Origin of the sequence: Bacillus luti (assembly GCF_001884105.1) — a bacterium.
GTDB lineage: Bacteria > Bacillota > Bacilli > Bacillales > Bacillaceae_G > Bacillus_A > Bacillus_A luti.
This window is the reverse complement of the sequence record NZ_MACI01000069.1, coordinates 55,779-78,437: the sequence shown is the minus strand read 5'-3', so window position 1 is coordinate 78,437 and position 22,659 is coordinate 55,779. Positions and strand designations below refer to the sequence as shown.

Genomic DNA, 22,659 nt, shown 5'->3' with positions numbered 1-22,659 from the left:
ATAGTCAAATATACACAGCTTAATATACTTAGTTTTTATGAATATTTACCTATTAAAAATGAAATTTCTTAACTAGAATCGCGGAAAAATACCATAATATGTTGAGTAAGTTCAATAGTTAAAAAGATAACAATATTTCCGAAGAAACTTTCAAAATTCTATTCTTAAATTTATTAAGATAGATAAAATTAATTTTATTAATTTCTTCATTCCATAATATTCATGCACCAGCAAATTAATATTGGAAGCACCTTACCTTATTGTTAAAAAATAAAAACCGACTTTTTTAAGTCGGTTTTTATACCCAATTTGTAATTTTAAAAAAGAATTAATTAATATTAATTTAATAGGATCTGTTAGCTTTTTTGCGTTGTACAATTCGTACAAATCCTCTTTCATTTACCTATTATCCACAAAATAAGTATCATATGCCTTATCAAAAACATATCCTAACTTTTCTGCTAGTTTTGCAGATGTAGTATTCGCTGCATCCCAGTTTGGATATATCTCTTTTTCTAAACAGGCCAAGATTAGCGCTGCACTAACTATAGTCGCCAATCCTTTTTTTCTATGATTGTGATCAGTCGCTACTTCAATTTCAATCCCTTTATCATAAATGCTATATGATGATGCACCGCATACAACTTCTCCTTTATGCAAAATACAATACCCTATACCTCGGTTTATATAATCTTCAACTGATTGAAATTGACTTATAAAATCTTCAGAGACTTTATGTAATGTAGGGTTATTTACGATATCTTCATCTACTCTTCTTAACTCGTATCCTTTTGGAAGCACTGATATAAAAGATTGTAATTTTGAACGATTAAAAACTTCCGCATTACGTTTGAATTTATAGCGTAAAAACTTATCTATTTTTCTACCGTAAAATGTTTCTAAACGCTTTTTCCACTCTTCATTATTCACGATTACTAACGTTCTATCAGGAATATTACGTACTAATTCTTCTGTTTCTTTCGCATTTGAATCCCCAGCATAAAATGTGAAAATCCCTATCGTAATTTGCGCTACTGTTGGATTTTCAAGATTATTTACCCAAGCGGTACCCATATGTCCCTGTAAATAAGAAAGTAAAACAACGTTATTGAAATCTTCGAACATAGTAACTAGTTTTTCTCTTGTATACATATTCGCTTCATATATCATTTACATTCCTGCTTTCATTAGAATCAATGTACCTCTACTTTTTTCATAAGTCCTTTTATTCTACATATAAGCAAACATCTACTAAATTTCATATAATTATAAAATATTCATAAATATAAAATTATTATAACACCTAATCAAAAAAGTAAAATTCACTTTTGCAGTTTTAAAATATACATCTTTATATCTAAATAAAGACAATTTATTGAAAAACTTTTTCACGTATACCAAACCCATCTAAATAACTGTAAGATTAATTTGTAAATAAACTTTTTAAGGGGGATTATAAAATGTCTGATTTTTATTCTCGTCTTTGAAAAAGTGATGCCGCTGTTCTTCTTGTGGATCACCAAACTGGTCTAATTTCTAGCCTAGTGCGTGACTATGGCACTGATGAGTTCAAAAACAATGTTTTAGCTCTTGCAAATACCGCTAAGTTTTTTGATTTACCGGTTATTTTAACAACTAGCTTTGAAGATGGCCCAAATGGCCCACTTATGCAAGAATTAATTGAACTTTTTCCAAATGCGCCTAAAATAGCGCGTCCTGGACAAATAAACGCATGGGACAATGATGAATTTGTAAAAGCTATTGAAGCAACAGGTAAAAAACAGCTAATTATCGCAGGCGTCGTTACTGATGTTTGTGTTGCATTCCCAGCGCTATCTGCTGTAAATGCAGGATATGAAGTGTTTGTGGCAACTGATGCATCTGGAACTTTTAATAAACAAGTCGCTAATGCCGCTCTTATGCGTATGGCCCATGGGGGAGTTCAACTCATGAACTGGTTTAGCGTTGCAGCTGAATTACAGCGTGACTGGAGAAATGATGTTGAAGGCTTTGGAGCTTTACTTGCTAAGCACCTTCCAAGTTATCAAAATATCATCGGAAGCTACATGGGAGCTCAAAAAGAATTTAGTAAATAACACAATTATTAATTAATCTTAATAAAAGTTACTCACAACTATTTACATAGTAAAAAAGGGCTACTTCAATAGCCCTTTTCTTATTTGCTTTACTAACATTCATATTAACAAAGCAATTTTTTCGTTAATACAATTCAATTCATATATATATAAACTCTCACTATCTTGTAAGAGGATTAATCAATTATAAATACGCTATATCTCCTTCTTAGAAGTAAAGGATTCTATGGCACCATTTGTATATATTTTAGTCACCTTAATAATTGACTTGTACGTATTATTGTCATTATTTATTATCTTTTTCATTTCTTCTATTTCAGCATTACCAGTTTCACTCTCCATTCTCAAACAATTCGAAATGTTGAGGTATCCACTCGATGCGAAAAGAATAATAAACGTAAGATCAGGGAAATTAATGAACAGTATTCCAAATTTCAAAGGATTCCCAGCCGTATCAGATAAAACTAATCGAAAATTTAACAGTTCCGGTACTTGAATAAAGTCTTTAGAAACAACTGCTTCCCCAACTATTGTAACCTGCTTCACTACATTGCCATTTTCATCTATAAACTCAGTACAACTAGGTGCATCAATTGTTTTTGCTTGTAGTGATAAATTCAATTCTGAATTGTGAAAGTCAAAAAAAAGTGTACTTCCCTCTGTTAAACATCGCGGACAAACATTTCCAAGCAAACTAAAATCCTCTTCAATAAATTTAACTTTCGTTTTACAACTACACACTTTTCCTATTCGAATTGCATCAATCCTAGAGCAATCTACAAAAATAACTTCATTATCCTCTTGTACAAAAGATACGATACCATTCCTCTTATTAAATGAAAGAAAATAAGATACAACAATTTCGTTTCCGGCGATTACAATACTCTCAACTTTTGTAAAAGGCTTTAGATTTCGCAAAAATTCACAAATACTATTTTGGCAACAACGATAATTTCGTTTCGGCTCACAACCCACTTACACTCCATCCCTTCCCTATATGTTTTATCTAATACATATAATATGAGCGGAATATAAGAAAAGCTTGGACAATATAACTTTAACGTAGGAATACAGTTCCCGATTCATAATATGAATAAGGATCTTGCACCAATAATGAGTGATAACACATATTTTTTACTATAAATACATATAACAATTTCATCTTTCATGAAAAAAACGTTATAATGAGGTGTAGCCTCTACGATTACGTTATAAAGGAGATTAAAACAATGGCTAAAATTAAAGTGTACCAAGCAAAAGAAGAAAATGTGGAAGCAGTAAAAAACATCATTGATGTTGAGGAGCAAAATCCAACTGCTGAAAACTTACAAAATCTATACGCATGTGTATTAGATACTGAAGATATGGCATTGCCTGAATCATACATTGAAGAAGATATCTTAATTGATTCTATTGAAGTTATGGTTAACGCTTCTCAAAGCAAAGTAAGAGACTTAGGTGCATACGATGTAATCGAAGTTCAAAACAAAGGTAAGAAAACACAAATTTTATTACTTGCAGACGAAGAATACGAAATTATCGAAGGCTAATCTAACACCGTACATACGAAAAAGCTCCTTTCCAATTGGAAAGGAGCTTTTTCATTATGCTTTTGATGTTTCACTCTTTTTATTCGTTTGTTGTTTCTTAATTACCATGCGCTCATTTCCCATAAAGAAAATAAATATGAATGCTAAACCAGCTGGTACCAATGCCCACATAAATGTTTGGACAATTGAGCTAGAAAGAGCGTCAATAATTTTATCTAATATTTGCGGTGGAATTTGAGATCTTGCCGATTCTGATAGAATAGCTCTTGAATCTCCTAAAGCATTTGTATTCATTCCCCCGCTCATATCTTTAAATGCTTCTTCTAATTGATCTTGGAAACCTGTTCTTTGGATCATTCCGAAGATTGTAATACCTAGTGTCATTCCTAATGAACGAATGAAGTTACTCGTTGAAGTCGCAGATCCACGCTGTTCCATACCGAAGTTATGAATTGAAGCCATACTTAGTACAGAGAATGAGAAACCTACTCCAAATCCGATAATAATCATATAAATAGTTAATAAGGCACGACTTGTTTCTGGCGTTAACGTACTTAATAAGAATAATCCGATGAGCATAATAACAGCAGAAATAATCATAATGTTTCGGTAGCTCAGCTTAGTCGTTAAAAATCCGCCTAACTGCGCTGTTACGACTGATCCTAGCATCATAGGTAAAAGTAATAATCCTGAGTTTGTTGCAGTCCCGCCATATACACCTTGAATGAATAACGGAATATACACAGTTGCTGACATAAATGCAGCTCCGTAACATAATGCAATAATGGTACTCATTCCAAATAAGCGTTGTTTAAACATTTCAAATGAAATGATTGGTTCTTCTACTTTACGTTCAATAAATATAAATGCAATGACTAAAATAGCGAATCCGCCAAATAAACTTAAAATAAAGCTAGAATCCCAATCATACTTTTGTCCACCAAGTTCTAAAGCAAACATTAAAGAAACTACTGCACCAACTAAAGTAATTGCGCCAAACCAATCAATTTTTTGCTCTCTATGAACTCGTGACTCTTTATAAAAGAATGTGATAAAAATAAGTGCTAAAACGCCAAGCGGTAAGTTAATATAAAATACCCAGTGCCAGCTAATGTAATCTGTAATATATGCGCCAAGTAACGGCCCGAAAATACTTGATAAACCAAATACCGCTCCGAATAATCCGCCCATTTTCCCGCGCTTTTCAGGAGGGAAAATATCAAAAACGATAGTAAACGCGATCGGCACTAATGCCCCGCCGCCAATACCTTGGATGGCACGATAAATACCTAACTGTGTAATATTTTCAGCAGTCCCACAAAGTGCCGAACCAATCATAAAGACAATTAAACCGAAAATAAAAAATCTCTTTCTACCATACATATCTGATAGTTTACCGAAAATCGGCATACCTGCCATTTCTGCGACCATATAGGCAGAAACGACCCATACAAAGTTTTCAAGGCCTCCTAAGTCACCAACAATCGTTCCCATCGCCGTTACGACAATGGTATTATCCATTGATGCCATTAGTATACCTAGCAATAAGCCCGCCACAACAAAGCCGAGCTTATTATTCTTCTCAACCATATCTCGTATTCTCCCTCGTACTACTTATATTTGTTTATGTTCTTTGACGAATGCATTTCCTTTCTGATTAAAACTAGTATGATATTCTACAACACTAATTTCACATCCAGGTCCAATTGTAACGTTGTTTCCTCTTACTACTTCAGCAATAGTATGTTCTAAATAAACATCATCTCCTTCAATAATTGATGTTTGAAGGTTCCCAGCATGACTTATAAATGGAACGAATCGCGATTTTTTACGAACTGTAATCTTTTTACCCCCGATTTCTCTTACTTTACTTCCTTCATAACGGAGTGAAATTTCAATATTTTCGGCATTAAGTAATCCATCACTTTCAAGACCACCCGTTAGTGATAGTTCCTCCACTTCAATATCTCCCTTCACATTTAAAGCACCTTTTACATCGACAAAATCACCTGAAAACTTTCCTGCAATATCTATCATACCTCTAACTTTTATTTTTTCAATATGAGCATCACCATTTATTTTTGTGTTACCGTATACTTTTATATATTCAGCATTTACATTCCCTTGTACTTCACTATCTCCATACACGACATAATTTTTAACTTTCATATTACCGCGCACGTCGCTTGTGCCGTACGTTTTAAAGTCATTGCAACTCATATCGTTAGAAATTGTTCCTTCGCCGCGAATCTTCACTTTATTATAATCTCCGCCTGCCGAACTACCCGAACCATTCACTGTAAGACTATGTTGATGTTCCATACTGATTTCTCCCTTCCCTTACATCTGCTTAATTTCTTTTACATTTGCACTTTTATCAACAGTAAGAACACCAGTATACTCAATGAGTTCAATCTCACAGTTCGGTCCTACTGTAACATTGTTTCCTCTTACCGTTTTTATGTGAGCATAATCAATATCGATATTGTCACCTTCTAAAAGTTCAGCTTCTAACTGCAAACCAAATACTGTTTTAAACAGCCTACTTAATGTACCTGATCTATGTCTTACTTTAATCGTTTGACCGCCAATTTCTTTCGCTCGACATGTACCGTGAATATTAATATTTATTTCATCAGCGCTTAATAATCCGCCAATTGTAAATTGTCCTTCTGAAGAAAAAGTATCCACTTCACAATTACCGTCAATTGTGGCTTGACCATTGACTTTAAATTCTTCACCAGTGACATTTCCACCTATCGTACCTTTTCCTGCAATTTTCAAACTGTCTGCCTTTACATTTTGCGTAATTGTTGCTTTTCCATCAATTCGCATCGTTTCAGCATGAACTGTGCCATCGACTTTACCAGATCCGCTAATTCGTGCACTATTACTTTTCAAATCGCCAGTAACTGCACCGTAACCGTTACATTCAAATTGCTCACATTCAACATTTCCATTCACAGTCCCTTTTCCATTTAGTTGTACTTTATAAAACTCACCACCATTCGATGTACCATAACCGTTTATAATTAAATTTTCTGTACGCATTATTTCTCCTCCACTACAATAGTTTAGTTTTTAATGCTTCGGTATATTTCATAATTGCTTCGCGTAAAACAATCTTCGTTCCCTTTTCAAAAATCAAATCTTCAACATTTGATACTAATAAGCATGTAGAAATCCCCATTTTTCGGATCATAACTAAGTCACAATTTTTATGCTTAATCGCTTCATAATTTTCTCGTAAAACTTGCAGAACCATTTTCCCTTCTTCCAAACTAACTTCGCCTGACTGTAATAATTCTTCTAACATATACACATAAAGAATATCTACAAATCGAAAGTCTGCCGTTTTGTTCGTTTGCTCTATGAAGAATTGTAAAACAGATTCTGATGTAATCCCTTTACGAATGATATCTTCTTTCGTTAAAAGAATCTCTGTCACACTTGGCGAAAACATATTCGCTAATTCATCTAGTGATAAATCCTCTTTCATCGTTTGGATTTTATCTATACGCTCTAATATCTTTTCTTTCGGAAAAAATGTCTCTTGACCAGTGAATGTTGACTTCCGAACAAACCAATCTTCCGGAATTAAATTTTTTCTCTTCCACCTATATAACTGTCCATATGAAATACCAGTAAGCTCTAATAAATCTTTTTTTGAAATTAAATCTGTACTCAACTGTATAACACTCCTTCCTGATAACAATGTAACATAACACTGTTACGCTGTAAATATACTTTTATAACATGTAGCGTAACAATATGTAAAACAAACCTATTTTACATACAAAAAAGGCCCTTACACATTTCATGGAAAATGCATAAGAACCTTTATTCATCAAGGTTTAAACCATATTTTATAAAAATCAATCCACCCTTGTGAATTAATCATTATATTTTGTACTTTTTCATGTGTACTTACCTCTTGCTTGTTGCGATATAACGGTATAATATGAATTTGACGTAACAATGTGTCCTCAATATCGCGCAACAATGTATCCCGTTTCTTTAATTGATTTTCCGTAAAATACGGCTGTAATACTTCATTAAATTTTATATTGCTATGCTGATGAACGAAACTGTTTTTTGTAAGAAACATGTACAGCAAACTATCTTCTAACCGTTCACTAATCGTTGCGCTATCATGCATCATATCGGCTTTTTGTATCGTATTTATGTGCAGTAACTCTTCTGTTTCAAGAAAATTGACTTCCATATTCACACCATATTTCGAACACTCTTTTTGTATCCAATGTGCATCTTCAACATGGTCCCGTCCTTTAAATGTATAAAGTTGTAGCACTTCATTACGGTAAGTACTTCCCTTAATTAAACCTTGTATATCTTCTTCACTCTTTATTGCGATATCATTTGCTAATAATAGCTCTTTTGCCACTTCTCCACGTTCCCCGCCAAGTTGTTGAACGATTGTATCGCCATGAATGATTTTATATAGCGCTCTCCTAAATAACTCATCTTGCATTGGTCCCTCTTTTGCAAGATTACATGTTATATATGTCACATTCGACTCAAGTCGAGACAGTTCTTTATTATGTTTCTCTCTATCTTTATACTGCGCCTTTACTAAAACATCATATGTATTTACACTTTGCTTTACATTCCATAATTCAACTCGATCTAGGAAAGGTCTTTCTCGAAAATATAAATGATGAGCTTCTAATATAAATAGATTTTCATTCCTTTTATTTAACCTAAAAGGACCTGTTCCAATTAAGTCTCCTGCTTCATCTTCATTTACGATAGAACACTGTTCTGCACTTAACATATGTAAAAACATTCTATTTTCCATATGTAATTGAATTTCAACAATATAATCATCTACTGAACGGACAGATGCAACGTGTTGTAACATCCATGCGTGTGGATTGTTATGAGCTTTCTTAAATCGATTCAATGAATATATAACATCATGTGCAGTAAGTTGTTTTCCGTTATGAAAGCGGACTCCTTTTCGTAAATAAAACGTCCATATCTTGTCAGCATCATTATATTCCCAGTGAAATGCAAGTCTTGGTTCTATAATGTTTGTATTACCGTCTACATATACGAGTGTGTCGAATATATGTTTTACCATATGACATTCCGAGCGCATTGTAGCGTAGACAGGGTCTACTGCGATGTCGAGATTCATTTGTACTTGCAAACGTAGTACATCTTTTCTTCCTTGAAATGTCCGTTCAACTTGATAACCAAATATCGAATCGACCCAAGTTTGAAATTTTATTTGAAGCGATGGAAAATACGATTCATACCTTTCAATAAAGGCGTTTCCGCTTTTTACATCCCCTTGTCTCGTTATTTCTTTTCCTCTTTCTAAAATTAAACATAGTGGATGTTTTTCAAATGACAATTTCGAACGATTTCCTCTTCCTCTTCCAGGAAACCACATAATCCAATGTAGTTCTTCCAATTTTTTTATGATTAGTTTACTATTTCTCTCTGTACAAAACAACGTTTCAGATATATTTTGTATTGTTATTTCTATTTGTTCTCCTTCTGATCTTCCTTTTCCATACTGAAGCCATAGGTGCATATATTGCTCCAAAATCGTCATAAAGCGCCCCCTAAAAGATGAAAAATCTCCCACTTTCATTCTACCCTTTTTCATTTCTCGCTTCCATCTTATCATTTCAATATAGAGAGGAGGACATAGAAATGAATCAACTGATAAATCGTTATAACAAGCCCATTCTCATTCGTTTTTTTGGTGAATTATTAGTCCGAACGACAGAAGCGATGTTAGCCATTATTTTTATTGTTCACGTTAATAAAGCGTTAAATGGAAATATCATCGTAACGATGCTTCTTTTTGGATTACAGCCACTATCTGATATTGTGTTTACATTAATTGCTGGGGGTGTAACAGATAAATACGGCCGAAAGAAAATCATGTTAATCGGATTACTTTTACAAGCTTTTGCCGTAAGTGGATTCGTTTTCGCTGAATCAGTCGCGTTTTTCGCTTTACTGTATATTTTAAATGGTATTGGACGCTCCTTATATATTCCCGCACAGCGGGCTCAAATCGCTGACTTAACAAAGAAAGAACAACAGGCTGAAATATTTGCTGTTTTGCAAACGATGGGAGCGATTGGGTCTGTAATTGGTCCATTACTCGGCGCCTTTTTCTATAATAGCCACCCTGAATATTTATTTATGCTGCAAGGTGTAGCACTTACGCTATATGCCGTACTCATTTGGACGCAGCTTCCTGAAACAGCTCCACTTATGAAAAATGCCGAAACAGCGAAAGACATATATTCACCGAAACAATTTATTTCAAAACATTATGCTGTATTTGGTCTTATGGTTTCGACACTTCCTATTAGTTTTTTCTACGCTCAAACCGAATCGAATTATCGAATATATGCCGAAAGTGTATTTCCAAATTTTCTATACGTACTCGTATTTATCTCGACTTGTAAAGCTGTTATGGAAGTCATTCTCCAAATATTTCTTGTAAAATGGTCCGAACGATTTTCAATGTCAAAAATCATTATCATTTCCTATACTTGCTATACGTTAGCTGCGATTGGATACGGTTATTCTACAACAATATGGTCATTATTCTTTACATTACTCTTTTTAGTAATTGGGCAAAGCATTGCTTTAAATCATTTACTTCGATTCGTTTCACAAATCGCTCCAAGTCATAGACGCGGATTGTACTTTTCGATTTACGGTATACACTGGGATATTTCAAGAACTTGCGGACCGTTTGTAGGAGCATTATTAGTAAGCACATTTAGTGGTAGTACTTTATTTTATATTTGTGCCTTCTTCTTAATAATTGGCGGAATCATTCAAGCCGTTTTCGTTCAGTCATTAGAACGTACAAAAGTAAAAGAGCTGTCCCTATAGGAACAGCTCTTTTAACCTGCCATTTTATTAATACTATCCTCCGGTGAGAAAACCGAAATATGATTTACTTTACCAGTTGAATTTGGAATAACGAACTTTAATTCAAATTGGTCATTTACTTTATAAACGTATATTTTATCATTACCATTTACTTTAACCGATGCTGGTTTTCCTAAAGCTTTTTCAATTTCTTGTAACGTAATTAACTTAAGTTCAGCATGATAAGAACGTACATCAAAAACTTGTGATCCTTTGTTAAACCCAAATACAACATTTTTATTTGTAAAAGTTGCGTACATTCCGTTACCTGCTTGCTCTGTTTTATCTGCTTTTCCCCACGCTTTTTCGATTTCCTCGATGTCACCTGTATGTGCTGCATACGGTATATTAGGCGCTTTACCTTCTTTCGCTTGTTCAAACAACTCTTTAACATGGTTAATTGATTTTTGGTTAAGTGCTGTATTTTTCGAATTAGAATCGGCTGAAGGTTTTGTTGAATCTTGATTTTTCAGCTCAGCATCCTCATTCTTGTTACCCATTTCAGAAGTATCATTTTCAGATGTTGAATTTTTTTGTTTCTTTTCCTCCGTATTCGTACAAGCAATCAATGTTATTACACATGTTAAAGTTAGAAAAAATTTCAGTACTCTCAAATATACTTTCATACTTTTCTACCTCCTATTCATAAACATTCTATAACATCATTTTTAGCTTGAATTAAATCGAGATTTTGTTGTTTATACTTTCCTTATATACCCCTTCTCTTTTTACCTTCTATATCCTTCTTCTATCGCATGAAATAGAGTGTGTCACAAAAGGTATATGTAAATACAAAAAATAACAGACTTTATATCAAATAAAAAAGAACTTGAAGTAAAACTAACGGGTTCAGTTTAGGGAGAGAAAAATGCTAATAACCATTAGAAATAACACAATAATTTGTATGCATTTCGCACCCCGTTTCACATTATAAATAGCAAACTAAAGCACCAGTTAGTGTAAAAAGCTATTTCACCATTTGTGTTGTTAACTTATCTTTTAACATTGACCTATATGAGTCAATTTCATATTTTGTATTATTGATTTTTTCTTTTTTCATTTTTAACATATCGAATATTTCTAACTCTAAATTCCTTCTAGCTTCAAGAACGTTTATCGCTCCTTCTACACCTGAATGGTTATGTTCTTTCCCATAGCCTTGGTTAGTGTAATAGTCGACAATTCCTGTGGACCATTCTGGAGTTCTTTCTTTTAATGCCTTCCTAAATGAAAATTCAAGATTATCTTGTTCTACATACAATAAAATTGGATTTAAATTCTCTATAATTTTTGCAACTTTCATTACATAATTTATTATTTTTTCTTTTTGTTCACCATATTTAATCATCCCAATAGTTAATGGATTTTGTATGAAACAACATTCAAAGATATAAACCTTATTGTCTTCTAGAGCAATTTCAGCAAAGTCATTCCATTTGTCAGCAATTAATTCAACATTTTTATCAAATGATAATTCATATATATCGTTTTTAAAAATAGCGTTAAATAATTCGTCCGAAAACTGGTCACCAAACTCATTTTTTATCTTTCTGTATGGTAATAAATAATTGCTTCCTTTTTTTAGAACTCTTTTAAGAAGCACCTCTTTAAAATTTCCACTGTTAGATAATAATCTATCGAATTCAAATTTATTAAAACAAGATACACCATCATAGTCGGCTGGATGCTTCAAATTTCCCTCTAAAAATAGTTCAACTTCAATTTTATTTTGGCTTAGAATTTCATTTATTAGCTTTGCAGTGGTTGATTTTCCAAACCCAGGTAAACCTTCTACTATTATTAGTTTTGTATTCATAGATATAAATCCCTTCCTTCAAAGTATTTAACCAAGATTAAAAAAATCACTTACTCCACTGCAATCACCCCTTCAAAATATGATGTTCACCATTTCCTTTGAAAAATCCTTCTTAAAGTAACCTGACCGTTAATTTAAGAACATTTTTTCACAATCTCTATAATTATTTTATCATAAATTTTCCATTTCCCTTTCAAAAAAAATATAGTCCACCATTATTTGAGTGAACTATCTAAAGTAAATTATATCTTTTAAATCAAACACTTTGTCAGTAATCCCCAATCTTTGTGCTTGTGTTTTTACTGTTTTCTTTTTCCCTTCCTTTGTAGTAAATGGCATAAAAAAGTAATAATGGGTTCGAAGTATCGTTAGAGCCATTTGTGCGTATTTTGGATTGAAATTAGAATAGATATAAAAACCAATTTGGCAATGATAAAAGTGCTTAAACACTGTAATAACAATAAAAAAGGATGCTAAATCATATGTGATTTACATCCCTAATTTGTGTGTTATTTTATATTTTCTCTCCCGTAACTGAACCCGTTAAAGTAAAACTAAGAGATAAGTGTTAATTTCTTTACATATGTAGTAATTGTACTTTTTACAGTTTCAAAATTATGAGCGAATGTACTATCTCCACACAGTGCCGTTATACATGTTAAACCTGCTGCTTTAATAAAGTGTTTTACATCTACAAGCATTGAATTAGCCTCCAGAAATTTATTTACGCTCATTATAACAGATGTATCGCCATTGAAACATGGAAGAAATAAGAAACCTAACGTAAACTCCACTTATTTAACCTGTGGTCTATATAACCTATATCATATAATTAAAAAGCTGTCCTAATTAAGGACAGCTTCAAATATATATATTACACTTCGATTGATTTACCATCTTCCACAATATGATAAAGTAAATGCGCTAAATGATGAATCGGACCATACTCTTCCTCTTCCTCATCTGTCTCGCCATGGAATTCAAGATCGTTTAAGTATAGCGCTAAAAATTGATAGTATAGTTTTAAATCAAATCCGTAGCAAGCGCTAGGCTCTTCATGATCCCCTTCGTATTGTAACATTAAGTATTGATCATTTCCTTCTGCATCTTCTGCGTCAAAGAATACAAAGAAACCAACGTTTGTATCTAAATCAAATAGATGACGAGTACCTTTTTCTGTTGCTTTATTGAAGTCCTCTTCACTTAGTTTATGTACTGTTGTCGCTTTTGCATTATCTTCTTGATGGAAATTTACTGTAAATGTTTTCAATGCTGACACCTCCTGATTGTATAACAGTAGCATAACAGATTAAACAACATAATTCAAAGGGACTGCTTACAAACGCAAGCAGTCCCTTGTATTCATTTTCGCATTGATCGAAATATAAAACTTACGATGAAAATCAAAATAATTGCGCCTATTAAAGCCGGGACAATTGCATATCCGCCTATAACAGGACCAAATTTACCGAGTAGCGCCGTACCGAGCCAAGAACCGACAATACCAGCAATAATATTACCAATTACACCACCAGGTACATCCCTTCCAGTGATTAAGCTTGCAAACCATCCTAATATACCACCGACAATTAATGACCAAATCATATGAAAGCCTCCTTTATATAGAAAAAAAAATTATAATTAGAAACAATTACTTATCATTAGTTATGTTTCATTTCTCATAAGTTATTCGCTCTTTAAAAATCATTCAGATTGTATATAAAAAACTTAAGGACAATCTGGCTTCAATATCGTCTTCATAAACTCGTCTTTAAAAGCTGGATAGTTAAAACCAACCGCGATTTTTTGTACAGGTCTATTATCAAACGTCGTTGGCTCAAATATTTTCCTAAAATCCGCAACACTTTGACCTCTCGTTACATCATTTGTCGTACTTATCCAAACTGCTGATTTTTTATATTCAAAAATATCATCATTAATAAATGAAATGAACGGAAGTAAATCGTGAATCGGACTCCCACCAATACCCGGATACTCTTTTTTATAAAAGTTATCATAGTAAAAATCAATCATTGGCTTAATTAATTTCGCCTGTCCGGTTCCTTGTTTATCGATAACATCGACCATTTCAGGTGTAATAAGTGCTGCTTGCGTTACATTTAACGGATATATAGTAGCATTCTGCGCATACTTCATAACAATATTCGCCGCAATTGGGTCACCGTAAAAATTCGCTTCAGATACTGGTGTAACATTACCAGGAAATAGAAAAGCGCCTCCCATTATATAATAAGAAGAAATACGATTCATTACATTTGGATACAATAAAAATAACGTTGCAAGTGTTGTCAACCGTCCCGTCGCAACAATAATAATCTCTTCTGGACACGGCTCAATTAATGTAATCAACTCACAAAAATTTTCCCTTTTACAATTTCGCATTTCAGGTGGAATAATTGGTCCCAATCCGTGATCACCGTGAATTTCAGGGAAAAATAAAGGTTCTTCAGCTGTCATAGGCCTACTAGCCCCTTCAATAATTTTCACTTTTGTCGCATAGTATCTTTCTAAAAAATATACATTTTCCGTAACAATTTCCCTCGATACATTCTCATACTCTGCAACAATACCTAAAATATCTAATTTACATGTTTTATTTGCATAAATTAAAGCTACGGCATCATCAATACCAAAATCTCCGAAAAAAATTATTTTCTTATTAACTGTCTTCACCCCTCTTCAGCGTAACCTACTATCATTATTATGCGAAAAAGACAAGGGGGTGAAACCGCACAAAATAAAAAAAGCCGCCTATTTATTGGCGACTTCTATCTTTTTATAAGATAAATATGCTAGTACATTTTTACTGGAATCATATTTTGGATTATTTCCTCTTCTCGGTTCTCTCATATGTGTTTTTTCAAAACCAGGAATGTCCGGCATTTTCTCCATAAATTCAAGCATTTCTTCCTCAGTTCCTTCAATACGTACACGAATCATTATTACTATTCCTCAATTCTCATTTTCTCTGTACTAAGTATATCGTACTTCGGAAAGACTGCAACATATTTATTCTGCTATTTGCCGGGGGCAGCTCGATTGGTGAAGACTAGTAATAAGAAAGAAGTGGACACTCTCCCACCGACTAAAATTTCACTCTATCTTTGTAACGTTGTACTTTTTTTGCATATAAACATTGCCATTTCAGTATAGAACGACTCTACTTTATGATTTTCAAATTGAATATTAAAGTATTCTTTCATTTCATTTGGTGTTTTCATCATACACTCTGTTAACTTTTCACGCTTTTGCACTGGTACGTCCATCATGTCACACCACCAGTCGAAATCAAACTTTTTATCAAAGGTGAAACATGACTGCATTTGCAAACCGCTTTTTTCCAATAACTTAATCCATTCTGTTTTCTTTAAAGCTCGTTCATGACTCGGATCTCGTTTCTTTTCTATAAAGTTATAGAAAGTATCAAATTCATTATTTTCTGGTGAGACATTATCTATTAATATAAATAGCCCTTTATCCTGTAACGTACGATTCACCTCAAAAATAAATTGCACCGGATTCGTAAAATGGTGTGCTGCAATACGGCATGTAATTGTATCAAAAGATTGATCTGCAAATGGTAAATCTTCTGCGTTTCCAGCTACAAAAGAAACATTTTCATGCCCATTTTTCTTTATAAAATCTTTTGCTTTTTCCAACATCGTTTCTGTTAAATCAAGTGCAACTACTTCTGCAAACATAGGTGCTAATATATTTGCAACATGTCCACCACCAGTAGCAATATCAAGAAGTCGAGTATTATGGCGAGTTTCAACTTGTTGAACTACATATTGTAAATCCGGTCCTTGTGCATGTATTTTACTTTTCACATACTTCTCTGCATTACTACCGAACTGTTTCTTTACAAGCTCTTCTTTGCTCATTTTATCATCTTCTTTCTATTATTATTCACATATACGATTCAGTTAATTAATAAGTTCTCGTTCATATTATCAATTCCTCTTTTAGACGTATGACATATCACCCCAAGAAATAAAAAACTGTGAGACGTATCCCACAGTTTATCTATGTATGTTAAAATCAGTTTTTTAATTTAAATCTTTCTATAAAATTTCTTTTTCCTCTTTTTCATTTCCTGAAACTAAGTTACCTATAACATCTGCCGTTACTTCTACTACAAATTCACAAATTCCAGCTACAACTTCTCCAATTACTTCATCCATCTTTTTACCCCCTTATTTTATGGAACTTATTTGTAGTATAGTAGCAATTGATTAATTGAAACTATCGGAAAAGGTGACACAAACCTTACAAATTTGTAAGCTCTTTCATTTTTCCACTTATCCTCTTTCAAACTCCAAGTATTTTTAATAGGGATATCGGCTATCATAATATGAAGCAAGACATATCCCAGTTAGAGGAGGCGTTTAAAATATATTACGTAAAATTAATTAAAGGTCAATCCTTCTATGCGTTTAATCGTCGTTTTTTAGTCTCTCAAGAAGAAGAAGTTTCGGAAAAAACGTATAATTACTTACGCCGAAATGAATTCTTCGAAGTACGTAAAGAAGAGTTTTCTGCCTAACTTAAATTGAAAGGTCAAACCCCTCTCACATGAGAGGGGTTTGACCTTTTTTATTTCCTATATCGATGTTGATCGATTCTTTTATAAATTGTTACGTTTCTAATTCTAATTCTGTCACTTTTTTTCTATATATACCAGATTCATTCACACTTATCCATAACCAACCTTTAAACAAGTCTTTTTTTAATTGACCTGTTATATAAACCCCTGTTTTCATAGCTTGTTCTTCATGTAATAAAACATACTCTCTTTCATTCTCTAATAAACATAAAGTTTCCCCTACTATTTCATCTTTACGAAGGAGGAATTTGTATACTTCCTCTTCAAACTTTACGCTAGTCAAATATGTGCTACATAGGTTTACTTCACATAAATGTGTTTCTATACTATTCACCTCCTACTTAATAATAAATTTTAACATCTGAATATTTAAATATAAATAGCATTATATAAGAATTTACAATTGAATTACACATTCATATTTTTTACACTCTTTTAATATATAAACCTACGAACATTTACACAATCAAAAAGATTGAAATCCACTAATGAAACACGTATTATAGACTCTGACTCTAAAAAAGAGCGTGAAAAAATAATACATAAATAAGGAGGTTTTATATACGAGTTTTTTATTTTAAAAGACGGAGAGGTTTTATATTATGTGGCGTAATAAAAACGTTTGGATTGTTCTAATTGGGGAATTTATTGCTGGTCTAGGATTATGGCTTGGTATACTTGGTAACCTTGAATTCATGCAAAAATATGTCCCTTCTGATTTCATGAAATCAGTTATATTATTTATCGGATTACTAGCAGGTGTTCTAGTTGGTCCTATGGCTGGTCGTGTTATCGATCAGTATGAAAAGAAGAAAGTTCTTCTATATGCTGGATTTGGTCGAGTTTTAAGTGTTATTTTTATGTTTTTCGCTATTCAATATGAAAGTATCGCCTTTATGATTGCATTTATGATTGCACTTCAAATTTCAGCTGCATTTTATTTCCCTGCATTACAATCTGTAATCCCACTAATTGTTAGTGAACATGAGTTATTACAGATGAACGGTGTCCATATGAATGTAGGTACCATCGCTCGTATTGCAGGTACTTCACTAGGTGGAATTCTTTTAGTTGTAATGAGTTTACAGTATATGTATGCCCTCTCCATGGCAGCATACGCTTTACTATTCCTCTCAACTTTCTTCCTGCAATTTGAAGACAAGAAATCAATAACACCAAGTAAACAAGCTGCAAAAGATAATAGCTTTATGGAAGTCTTTCGTATTTTAAAAGGAATTCCAATTGCTTTTACAGCACTTATATTAAGTATTATCCCCCTATTATTTATAGCCGGGTTTAATTTAATGGTTATTAATATTAGCGAAATGCAACATGATCCAACGATTAAAGGATTCATATATACAATTGAAGGTATCGCATTTATGCTAGGTGCTTTCGTTATTAAACGTCTATCTGATCATTTCAAACCTGAAAAATTACTATATTTCTTCGCAGTTTGTACTGCGTTTGCACACCTTTCGTTATTCTTTAGTGATGTAAAATGGATGGCCCTTGTATCATTTGGTTTATTTGGATTTAGTGTAGGTTGCTTCTTCCCAATTATGTCGACAATTTTCCAAACGAAAGTAGAAAAAAGTTATCACGGACGTCTCTTCTCATTCCGTAATATGTTTGAGAGAGTTATGTTCCAAATCGTATTACTCGGAACGGGATTCTTCTTAGATACGATTGGATTACAATATATGGTTCTCATCTTCGGAGTTATTTCATTGTTGATTATTTTTATTTCTCTATCTAAGCAAAAACAATTTGAAAAACAAACGTCACAATCTGCGAATGTATAAGGTAAAAATTTAATCGGCAGAGGATTTACGGGCAGTAAGACTTATACTCCTTAAGAATGGATTCAGCATTTTACTGGGTCCATTCTTTTTCAATTTCTAGGATGAAAAATTATATACTTTGTATAGTCAAAGATTTAGAGGAGTATCCCCTACTACTTTCGAATACAATAAATTATAGATTTTTCAAAAAGGAGCTGTGGAAATGTATGATGTTATCCAATTATTAATTATCTTTCTTTTTTCATTAGTTATGTTTGGTATCCTAAATTTTTTAGCCATTTCCTTATCTCAAAATAATTTTAAAAGAAGGATTGTTGCAGGTTTCCTATTTTTATTGTTAACTCCCATTATCTTTTTGACTACTACAGCATTCACTTCTATATTCGATAAAGATGGTTTTGGAATAGCTAACCTAACCTTTGTTATTGTAAATGTATATATTGTAAATGGCATTGTCATTCTTCTTTCCGCTTCATTTATCCTCAACAAACATAACTTAAGATAGGGTACTAGGCATGAATCTAGATTACACTAGATTCATGCCTTTTCACTTTAAAAACCTCACCTTTCTCCAAATTTTTATGTGAAATTAAATAATTCTTTATAAAAATTTAAACATTTTTTATTACAATAGTCTTATCGTATTCGCACGTTTATTGAAACTGAAAAGAAAGGAGAAGAAAATGAAAAAGGGTCTATTACTTATTCCAATACTCATCATTCTACTTAGTGGATGTAGCAATAATGATATATTCGGTTCTTGGGAAGTCGTTGACAACAAAAATGGACTTTGTCCTACATTTTATAAATTTGAAACAGTTGTAAAAGAAGTAAAGAAAGAAAAAATTATTCAAAATTTAGTGGAAATGCAAACAACGAAGAAAAAAGAAGATTTATACAAAGGTTCATTTGTAAAAGATTCTAATGTGTATCACATTGATTATGGTAACTCATTTACATCGGATCAAACTATAAAAGTTGTCGATGGTACATTAAATGTATACTTTTATGCAGTGGAAAGATTATGTACATATAAAAAGAACTGATGACACTTCATGTAAGACGCAGAAAATATTTTCTGCGTTATTTTACTTTAAAAAGCTTTCTCAAACATATTCCCCACTCTTTTAAAATAAACTAATCCTTCCTCTAAATTTGTCAATCGTTTTAATTTTCATAAAAAAATGATAAAATGTAAACATGTGTTTTCAGAATTATTAAAAACGCAGAAAGAAAACACTGTTTTTAGGAGGGGTTTTGATGACATACACGTTAGCAACTAGAATGAAAGCATTCCAATCTTCTATATTTAGTGAATTAGGGGCGTATAAAAAAGAAAAGATTGCAGCAGGTCACAAAATGATTGATTTAAGTATCGGGAATCCTGATATGCCACCTGCTGACTTTGTAAGAGAAGAAATGGTACATACAGCGAGTGAAAAAGAAAGCTACGGATACACATTAAGTGGTATTCAAGAATTTCACGAAGCTGTAACTGAATATTACAACAACATTCATAATGTTATATTAAATGCCGATAAAGAAGTTTTATTATTAATGGGTTCACAGGACGGACTCGTTCATTTACCTATGGTTTATGCGAATCCGGGAGATATTATATTAGTTCCTGATCCAGGATATACAGCTTATGAAACAGGAATTCAAATGGCTGGAGCAACATCTTACTACATGCCTTTAACGAAAGACAATGATTTCCTACCTAACTTACAAGACATCCCGGAAGAAATCGCCGATAAAGCAAAGATGATGATTTTAAACTTCCCAGGAAATCCAGTTCCAGCAATGGCTCACGAAGATTTCTTTAAAGAGGTCATCGCGTTCGCGAAAAAGCATAATATTATTGTTGTCCATGACTTTGCTTATGCTGAATTTTATTTCGATGGTAATAAGCCAATAAGCTTTCTATCAGTCCCTGGCGCAAAGGAAGTTGGCGTTGAAATTAACTCTTTATCAAAAAGTTATAGTTTAGCAGGTAGCCGTATTGGGTACATGATTGGAAATGAAGAAATTGTTGGTGCACTTACACAGTTTAAATCAAATACAGACTACGGTGTGTTTTTACCAATTCAAAAAGCAGCATGCACTGCCCTTAGAAATGGCGCTGCATTTTGTGAAAAAAACCGCGGTATTTATCAAGAACGTAGAGATACTTTAGTCGATGGATTCCGTACATTTGGGTGGAATGTCGATAAACCAGCTGCTAGTATGTTCGTCTGGGCCGAAATTCCAAAAGGCTGGACTTCTATAGAATTTGCTTATGCATTAATGGATCGTGCGAATGTCGTTGTTACGCCAGGTCATGCATTCGGACCTCACGGTGAAGGCTTTGTACGTATTGCACTCGTTCAAGATAAAGAAGTGTTACAACAAGTTGTTGAAAACATTAGAAATAGCGGCATTTTTTCTCTTGAAAAAGTAAATGAATTAGTTAAAAATTAATGGTAACTCCCCTGCTTAACTGTAGCAGGGGTATTATTCATTGGAGGTACTTTCATATGTATGTTAAAGATACACTTCCCCATCGTTATCCTTTTTTAATGATTGATAAAGTAACAAACATAAAACAAGGTGAATCCGTTACAGGATACAAACTCATTACAAATAACGAATGGTTTATAAATGATAATCAAAAACATATGCCTCATATGTTAATTGTGGAAGCACTGGCTCAGCTTAGTGCATTTGTACATACAAGCGATTCTGAAGGATTAGGCTTTCTCTCCTCTTTAGATGGAGTTGCATTCCACGGAAAAGCATATCCCGCTGATAAACTTGATTTGCATTATGAGCTAACTCGCAATCGCCGAGGTTTTATTCTCGGTAAAGGTACTGCAACGGTTAATAATCAGCTGATTGTAACTATAGAAAAGCTATTAATATATCAAGCAGAATAAGTGACTTTTAATTCGGTCCGGGTTATCTATCCCCCGCCAACCGGTCTGATCGAAATTAACAGGATAAACATATTACATAGTTGGGAGTAGGAAAATGGAAAGTATAGTCGGTATCGATGCTGGAGGCACATTAACGAAAATTGCTTATTTTGACGAAAACAAACAATTAGCTTTTGAAAAATTTTATTCACTTGAACAAGATAAAATTATTGATTGGCTTAAGAACATCAATGGAATGAAACAAATATGTATTACGGGTGGAAAAGCAAAACAATTACAACAACTACTTTCAGATTCATATAAAGTAGTTGAACTGAACGAATTTGAAGCTACTCTTGCTGGTGTCCGATACATATTAAAGAAAGAAAAACATTCTATAAACAACTTTATTTTAACAAATATCGGTACAGGTACTTCCATCCATTACGTTTATAATGACCAATATATTCGCGCCGGTGGAACTGGGGTTGGCGGTGGCACAATTATGGGACTTTCAAAACTATTAACAAATATAGATCAGTTTGAAGATGTAATCCCTTTGACAAAAATAGGTTCTAGAAAAGATTTAGACATTACAGTCGGAGATATTTACGGTAATATTCTCTCCCCTATTGATACTAACTTAACAGCTAGTAACTTTGGGAAAGCAACCAATACAAACTCGAATTTTAGTAAGTCAGATATAATCGCAACCGTTCAAGGGCTTGTAGGTGAGGTCGTTACCGCATTAAGCCTCCAATTTGCCGAAACGAAAGACATGGGACATATTATCTATATCGGTTCGACTTTATGTCATAACGTACACCTTCAAAATATTATTCGTAGTTACACAGAATATCAAAATAAAATACCAGTCTTCCTACAAGATGATGGTTACAGCGGTGCGATTGGTACATTACTTCATGTACAAAATTAAAAAG

At 33.1% G+C, this 22,659-nt stretch carries 25 protein-coding genes and 2 pseudogenes; 10 read left to right on the top strand and 17 right to left on the bottom strand.

Annotated features, from left to right (window positions below):
* Positions 1–399: 399 nt before the first annotated feature.
* Positions 400–1,170: a GNAT family N-acetyltransferase gene (locus BAQ48_RS16455; protein WP_071711935.1), complete on the bottom strand. Its 771-nt coding sequence runs from the start codon at positions 1,168–1,170 to the stop codon at positions 400–402.
* Positions 1,171–1,460: 290 nt separating this feature from the next.
* On the opposite strand from BAQ48_RS16455, the pseudogene ycaC reads away from it, so the two are divergent.
* Positions 1,461–2,096, top strand: a pseudogene (gene ycaC / locus BAQ48_RS16450) (isochorismate family cysteine hydrolase YcaC).
* 195 nt (positions 2,097–2,291) lie between these two features.
* On the opposite strand, the gene BAQ48_RS16445 reads toward ycaC, so the two are convergent.
* Positions 2,292–3,071, bottom strand: a complete 780-nt coding sequence (locus tag BAQ48_RS16445; protein ID WP_071711934.1) for a BC_2878 family exosporium-associated protein — start codon at positions 3,069–3,071, stop codon at positions 2,292–2,294.
* 254 nt (positions 3,072–3,325) lie between these two features.
* On the opposite strand from BAQ48_RS16445, the gene BAQ48_RS16435 reads away from it, so the two are divergent.
* Positions 3,326–3,646: a hypothetical protein gene (locus tag BAQ48_RS16435; protein WP_071711933.1), complete on the top strand. Its 321-nt coding sequence runs from the start codon at positions 3,326–3,328 to the stop codon at positions 3,644–3,646.
* A gap of 54 nt (positions 3,647–3,700) precedes the next feature.
* Here BAQ48_RS16435 and BAQ48_RS16430 read toward each other — a convergent pair whose 3' ends face one another.
* The 5 genes from BAQ48_RS16430 to BAQ48_RS16410 all read right to left on the bottom strand — a co-directional run bounded on the left by BAQ48_RS16430 (position 3,701) and on the right by BAQ48_RS16410 (position 9,230).
* Complete coding sequence (locus tag BAQ48_RS16430) at positions 3,701–5,236, bottom strand: MDR family MFS transporter (protein WP_071711932.1); 1,536 nt, start codon at positions 5,234–5,236, stop codon at positions 3,701–3,703.
* Positions 5,237–5,260: 24 nt separating this feature from the next.
* Positions 5,261–5,968 (bottom strand): polymer-forming cytoskeletal protein, encoded by a 708-nt coding sequence (locus tag BAQ48_RS16425; protein WP_071711931.1) that lies wholly within the window; start codon positions 5,966–5,968, stop codon positions 5,261–5,263.
* Between the two features lie 18 nt (positions 5,969–5,986).
* A complete protein-coding gene (locus BAQ48_RS16420; RefSeq protein ID WP_071711930.1) occupies positions 5,987–6,697 on the bottom strand; it encodes a bactofilin family protein in 711 nt (236 codons plus the stop codon).
* 13 nt (positions 6,698–6,710) lie between these two features.
* Positions 6,711–7,334, bottom strand: coding sequence for a YhbD family protein (locus BAQ48_RS16415; protein ID WP_000102262.1), 624 nt, complete (start codon positions 7,332–7,334; stop codon positions 6,711–6,713).
* A 159-nt stretch (positions 7,335–7,493) separates the two neighbouring features.
* On the bottom strand, positions 7,494–9,230 hold the full coding sequence (locus BAQ48_RS16410) for an ABC transporter substrate-binding protein (RefSeq protein WP_071711929.1): 1,737 nt from the start codon (positions 9,228–9,230) through the stop codon (positions 7,494–7,496).
* Between the two features lie 101 nt (positions 9,231–9,331).
* Between BAQ48_RS16410 and BAQ48_RS16405 the strand changes: the two genes are divergently transcribed.
* Positions 9,332–10,537 carry an MDR family MFS transporter gene (locus tag BAQ48_RS16405; RefSeq protein ID WP_071711928.1) on the top strand — a complete coding sequence of 402 codons (1,206 nt, stop codon included), beginning with the start codon at positions 9,332–9,334 and terminating at the stop codon, positions 10,535–10,537.
* A gap of 11 nt (positions 10,538–10,548) precedes the next feature.
* On the opposite strand, the gene BAQ48_RS16400 is transcribed toward BAQ48_RS16405, so the two are convergent.
* The 9 genes and pseudogenes from BAQ48_RS16400 to BAQ48_RS16365 all read right to left on the bottom strand — a co-directional run bounded on the left by BAQ48_RS16400 (position 10,549) and on the right by BAQ48_RS16365 (position 16,297).
* Positions 10,549–11,202, bottom strand: a complete 654-nt coding sequence (locus BAQ48_RS16400) for a YjgB family protein (protein ID WP_071711927.1) — start codon at positions 11,200–11,202, stop codon at positions 10,549–10,551.
* Positions 11,203–11,543: 341 nt separating this feature from the next.
* On the bottom strand, positions 11,544–12,392 hold the full coding sequence (locus BAQ48_RS16395) for a P-loop NTPase family protein (RefSeq protein ID WP_071711926.1): 849 nt from the start codon (positions 12,390–12,392) through the stop codon (positions 11,544–11,546).
* Between the two features lie 228 nt (positions 12,393–12,620).
* Positions 12,621–12,806 (bottom strand): annotated as a pseudogene (locus BAQ48_RS28290) (hypothetical protein); the annotation flags it as partial.
* A 140-nt stretch (positions 12,807–12,946) separates the two neighbouring features.
* Positions 12,947–13,093: a chorismate mutase gene (locus BAQ48_RS16390; protein ID WP_071711925.1), complete on the bottom strand. Its 147-nt coding sequence runs from the start codon at positions 13,091–13,093 to the stop codon at positions 12,947–12,949.
* Between the two features lie 173 nt (positions 13,094–13,266).
* Entirely contained in the window at positions 13,267–13,662 is a 396-nt protein-coding gene (locus BAQ48_RS16385; RefSeq protein ID WP_000847585.1) for a hypothetical protein, read from the bottom strand.
* A 92-nt stretch (positions 13,663–13,754) separates the two neighbouring features.
* Positions 13,755–13,997 carry a GlsB/YeaQ/YmgE family stress response membrane protein gene (locus BAQ48_RS16380; protein WP_000638303.1) on the bottom strand — a complete coding sequence of 81 codons (243 nt, stop codon included), beginning with the start codon at positions 13,995–13,997 and terminating at the stop codon, positions 13,755–13,757.
* A gap of 123 nt (positions 13,998–14,120) precedes the next feature.
* Positions 14,121–15,086, bottom strand: coding sequence for a nucleoside hydrolase (locus BAQ48_RS16375; protein WP_071711924.1), 966 nt, complete (start codon positions 15,084–15,086; stop codon positions 14,121–14,123).
* Between the two features lie 78 nt (positions 15,087–15,164).
* A complete protein-coding gene (locus BAQ48_RS16370; protein ID WP_071711923.1) occupies positions 15,165–15,353 on the bottom strand; it encodes a DUF3970 family protein in 189 nt (62 codons plus the stop codon).
* 158 nt (positions 15,354–15,511) lie between these two features.
* On the bottom strand, positions 15,512–16,297 hold the full coding sequence (locus BAQ48_RS16365; RefSeq protein ID WP_071711922.1) for a class I SAM-dependent methyltransferase: 786 nt from the start codon (positions 16,295–16,297) through the stop codon (positions 15,512–15,514).
* 509 nt (positions 16,298–16,806) lie between these two features.
* On the opposite strand from BAQ48_RS16365, the gene BAQ48_RS16355 reads away from it, so the two are divergent.
* Positions 16,807–16,959: a YqbF domain-containing protein gene (locus BAQ48_RS16355; protein WP_071712142.1), complete on the top strand. Its 153-nt coding sequence runs from the start codon at positions 16,807–16,809 to the stop codon at positions 16,957–16,959.
* 91 nt (positions 16,960–17,050) lie between these two features.
* Here BAQ48_RS16355 and BAQ48_RS16350 read toward each other — a convergent pair whose 3' ends face one another.
* Positions 17,051–17,302, bottom strand: a complete 252-nt coding sequence (locus BAQ48_RS16350) for a hypothetical protein (RefSeq protein WP_242660467.1) — start codon at positions 17,300–17,302, stop codon at positions 17,051–17,053.
* Between the two features lie 319 nt (positions 17,303–17,621).
* Here BAQ48_RS16350 and BAQ48_RS16345 point away from each other — a divergent pair, with 319 nt between their 5' ends.
* From BAQ48_RS16345 to coaW, 6 genes are all read left to right on the top strand, one after another.
* Entirely contained in the window at positions 17,622–18,824 is a 1,203-nt protein-coding gene (locus BAQ48_RS16345; protein ID WP_071711920.1) for an MFS transporter, read from the top strand.
* Between the two features lie 202 nt (positions 18,825–19,026).
* On the top strand, positions 19,027–19,329 hold the full coding sequence (locus BAQ48_RS16340) for a hypothetical protein (protein ID WP_071711919.1): 303 nt from the start codon (positions 19,027–19,029) through the stop codon (positions 19,327–19,329).
* 178 nt (positions 19,330–19,507) lie between these two features.
* A complete protein-coding gene (locus tag BAQ48_RS16335) occupies positions 19,508–19,870 on the top strand; it encodes a hypothetical protein (protein WP_071711918.1) in 363 nt (120 codons plus the stop codon).
* A gap of 214 nt (positions 19,871–20,084) precedes the next feature.
* On the top strand, positions 20,085–21,284 hold the full coding sequence (locus tag BAQ48_RS16330; RefSeq protein ID WP_071711917.1) for an LL-diaminopimelate aminotransferase: 1,200 nt from the start codon (positions 20,085–20,087) through the stop codon (positions 21,282–21,284).
* A 56-nt stretch (positions 21,285–21,340) separates the two neighbouring features.
* Positions 21,341–21,739, top strand: a complete 399-nt coding sequence (locus tag BAQ48_RS16325; RefSeq protein ID WP_071711916.1) for a 3-hydroxyacyl-ACP dehydratase FabZ family protein — start codon at positions 21,341–21,343, stop codon at positions 21,737–21,739.
* 94 nt (positions 21,740–21,833) lie between these two features.
* Positions 21,834–22,655: a type II pantothenate kinase gene (coaW, locus tag BAQ48_RS16320; protein WP_071711915.1), complete on the top strand. Its 822-nt coding sequence runs from the start codon at positions 21,834–21,836 to the stop codon at positions 22,653–22,655.
* Positions 22,656–22,659 lie beyond the last annotated feature (4 nt).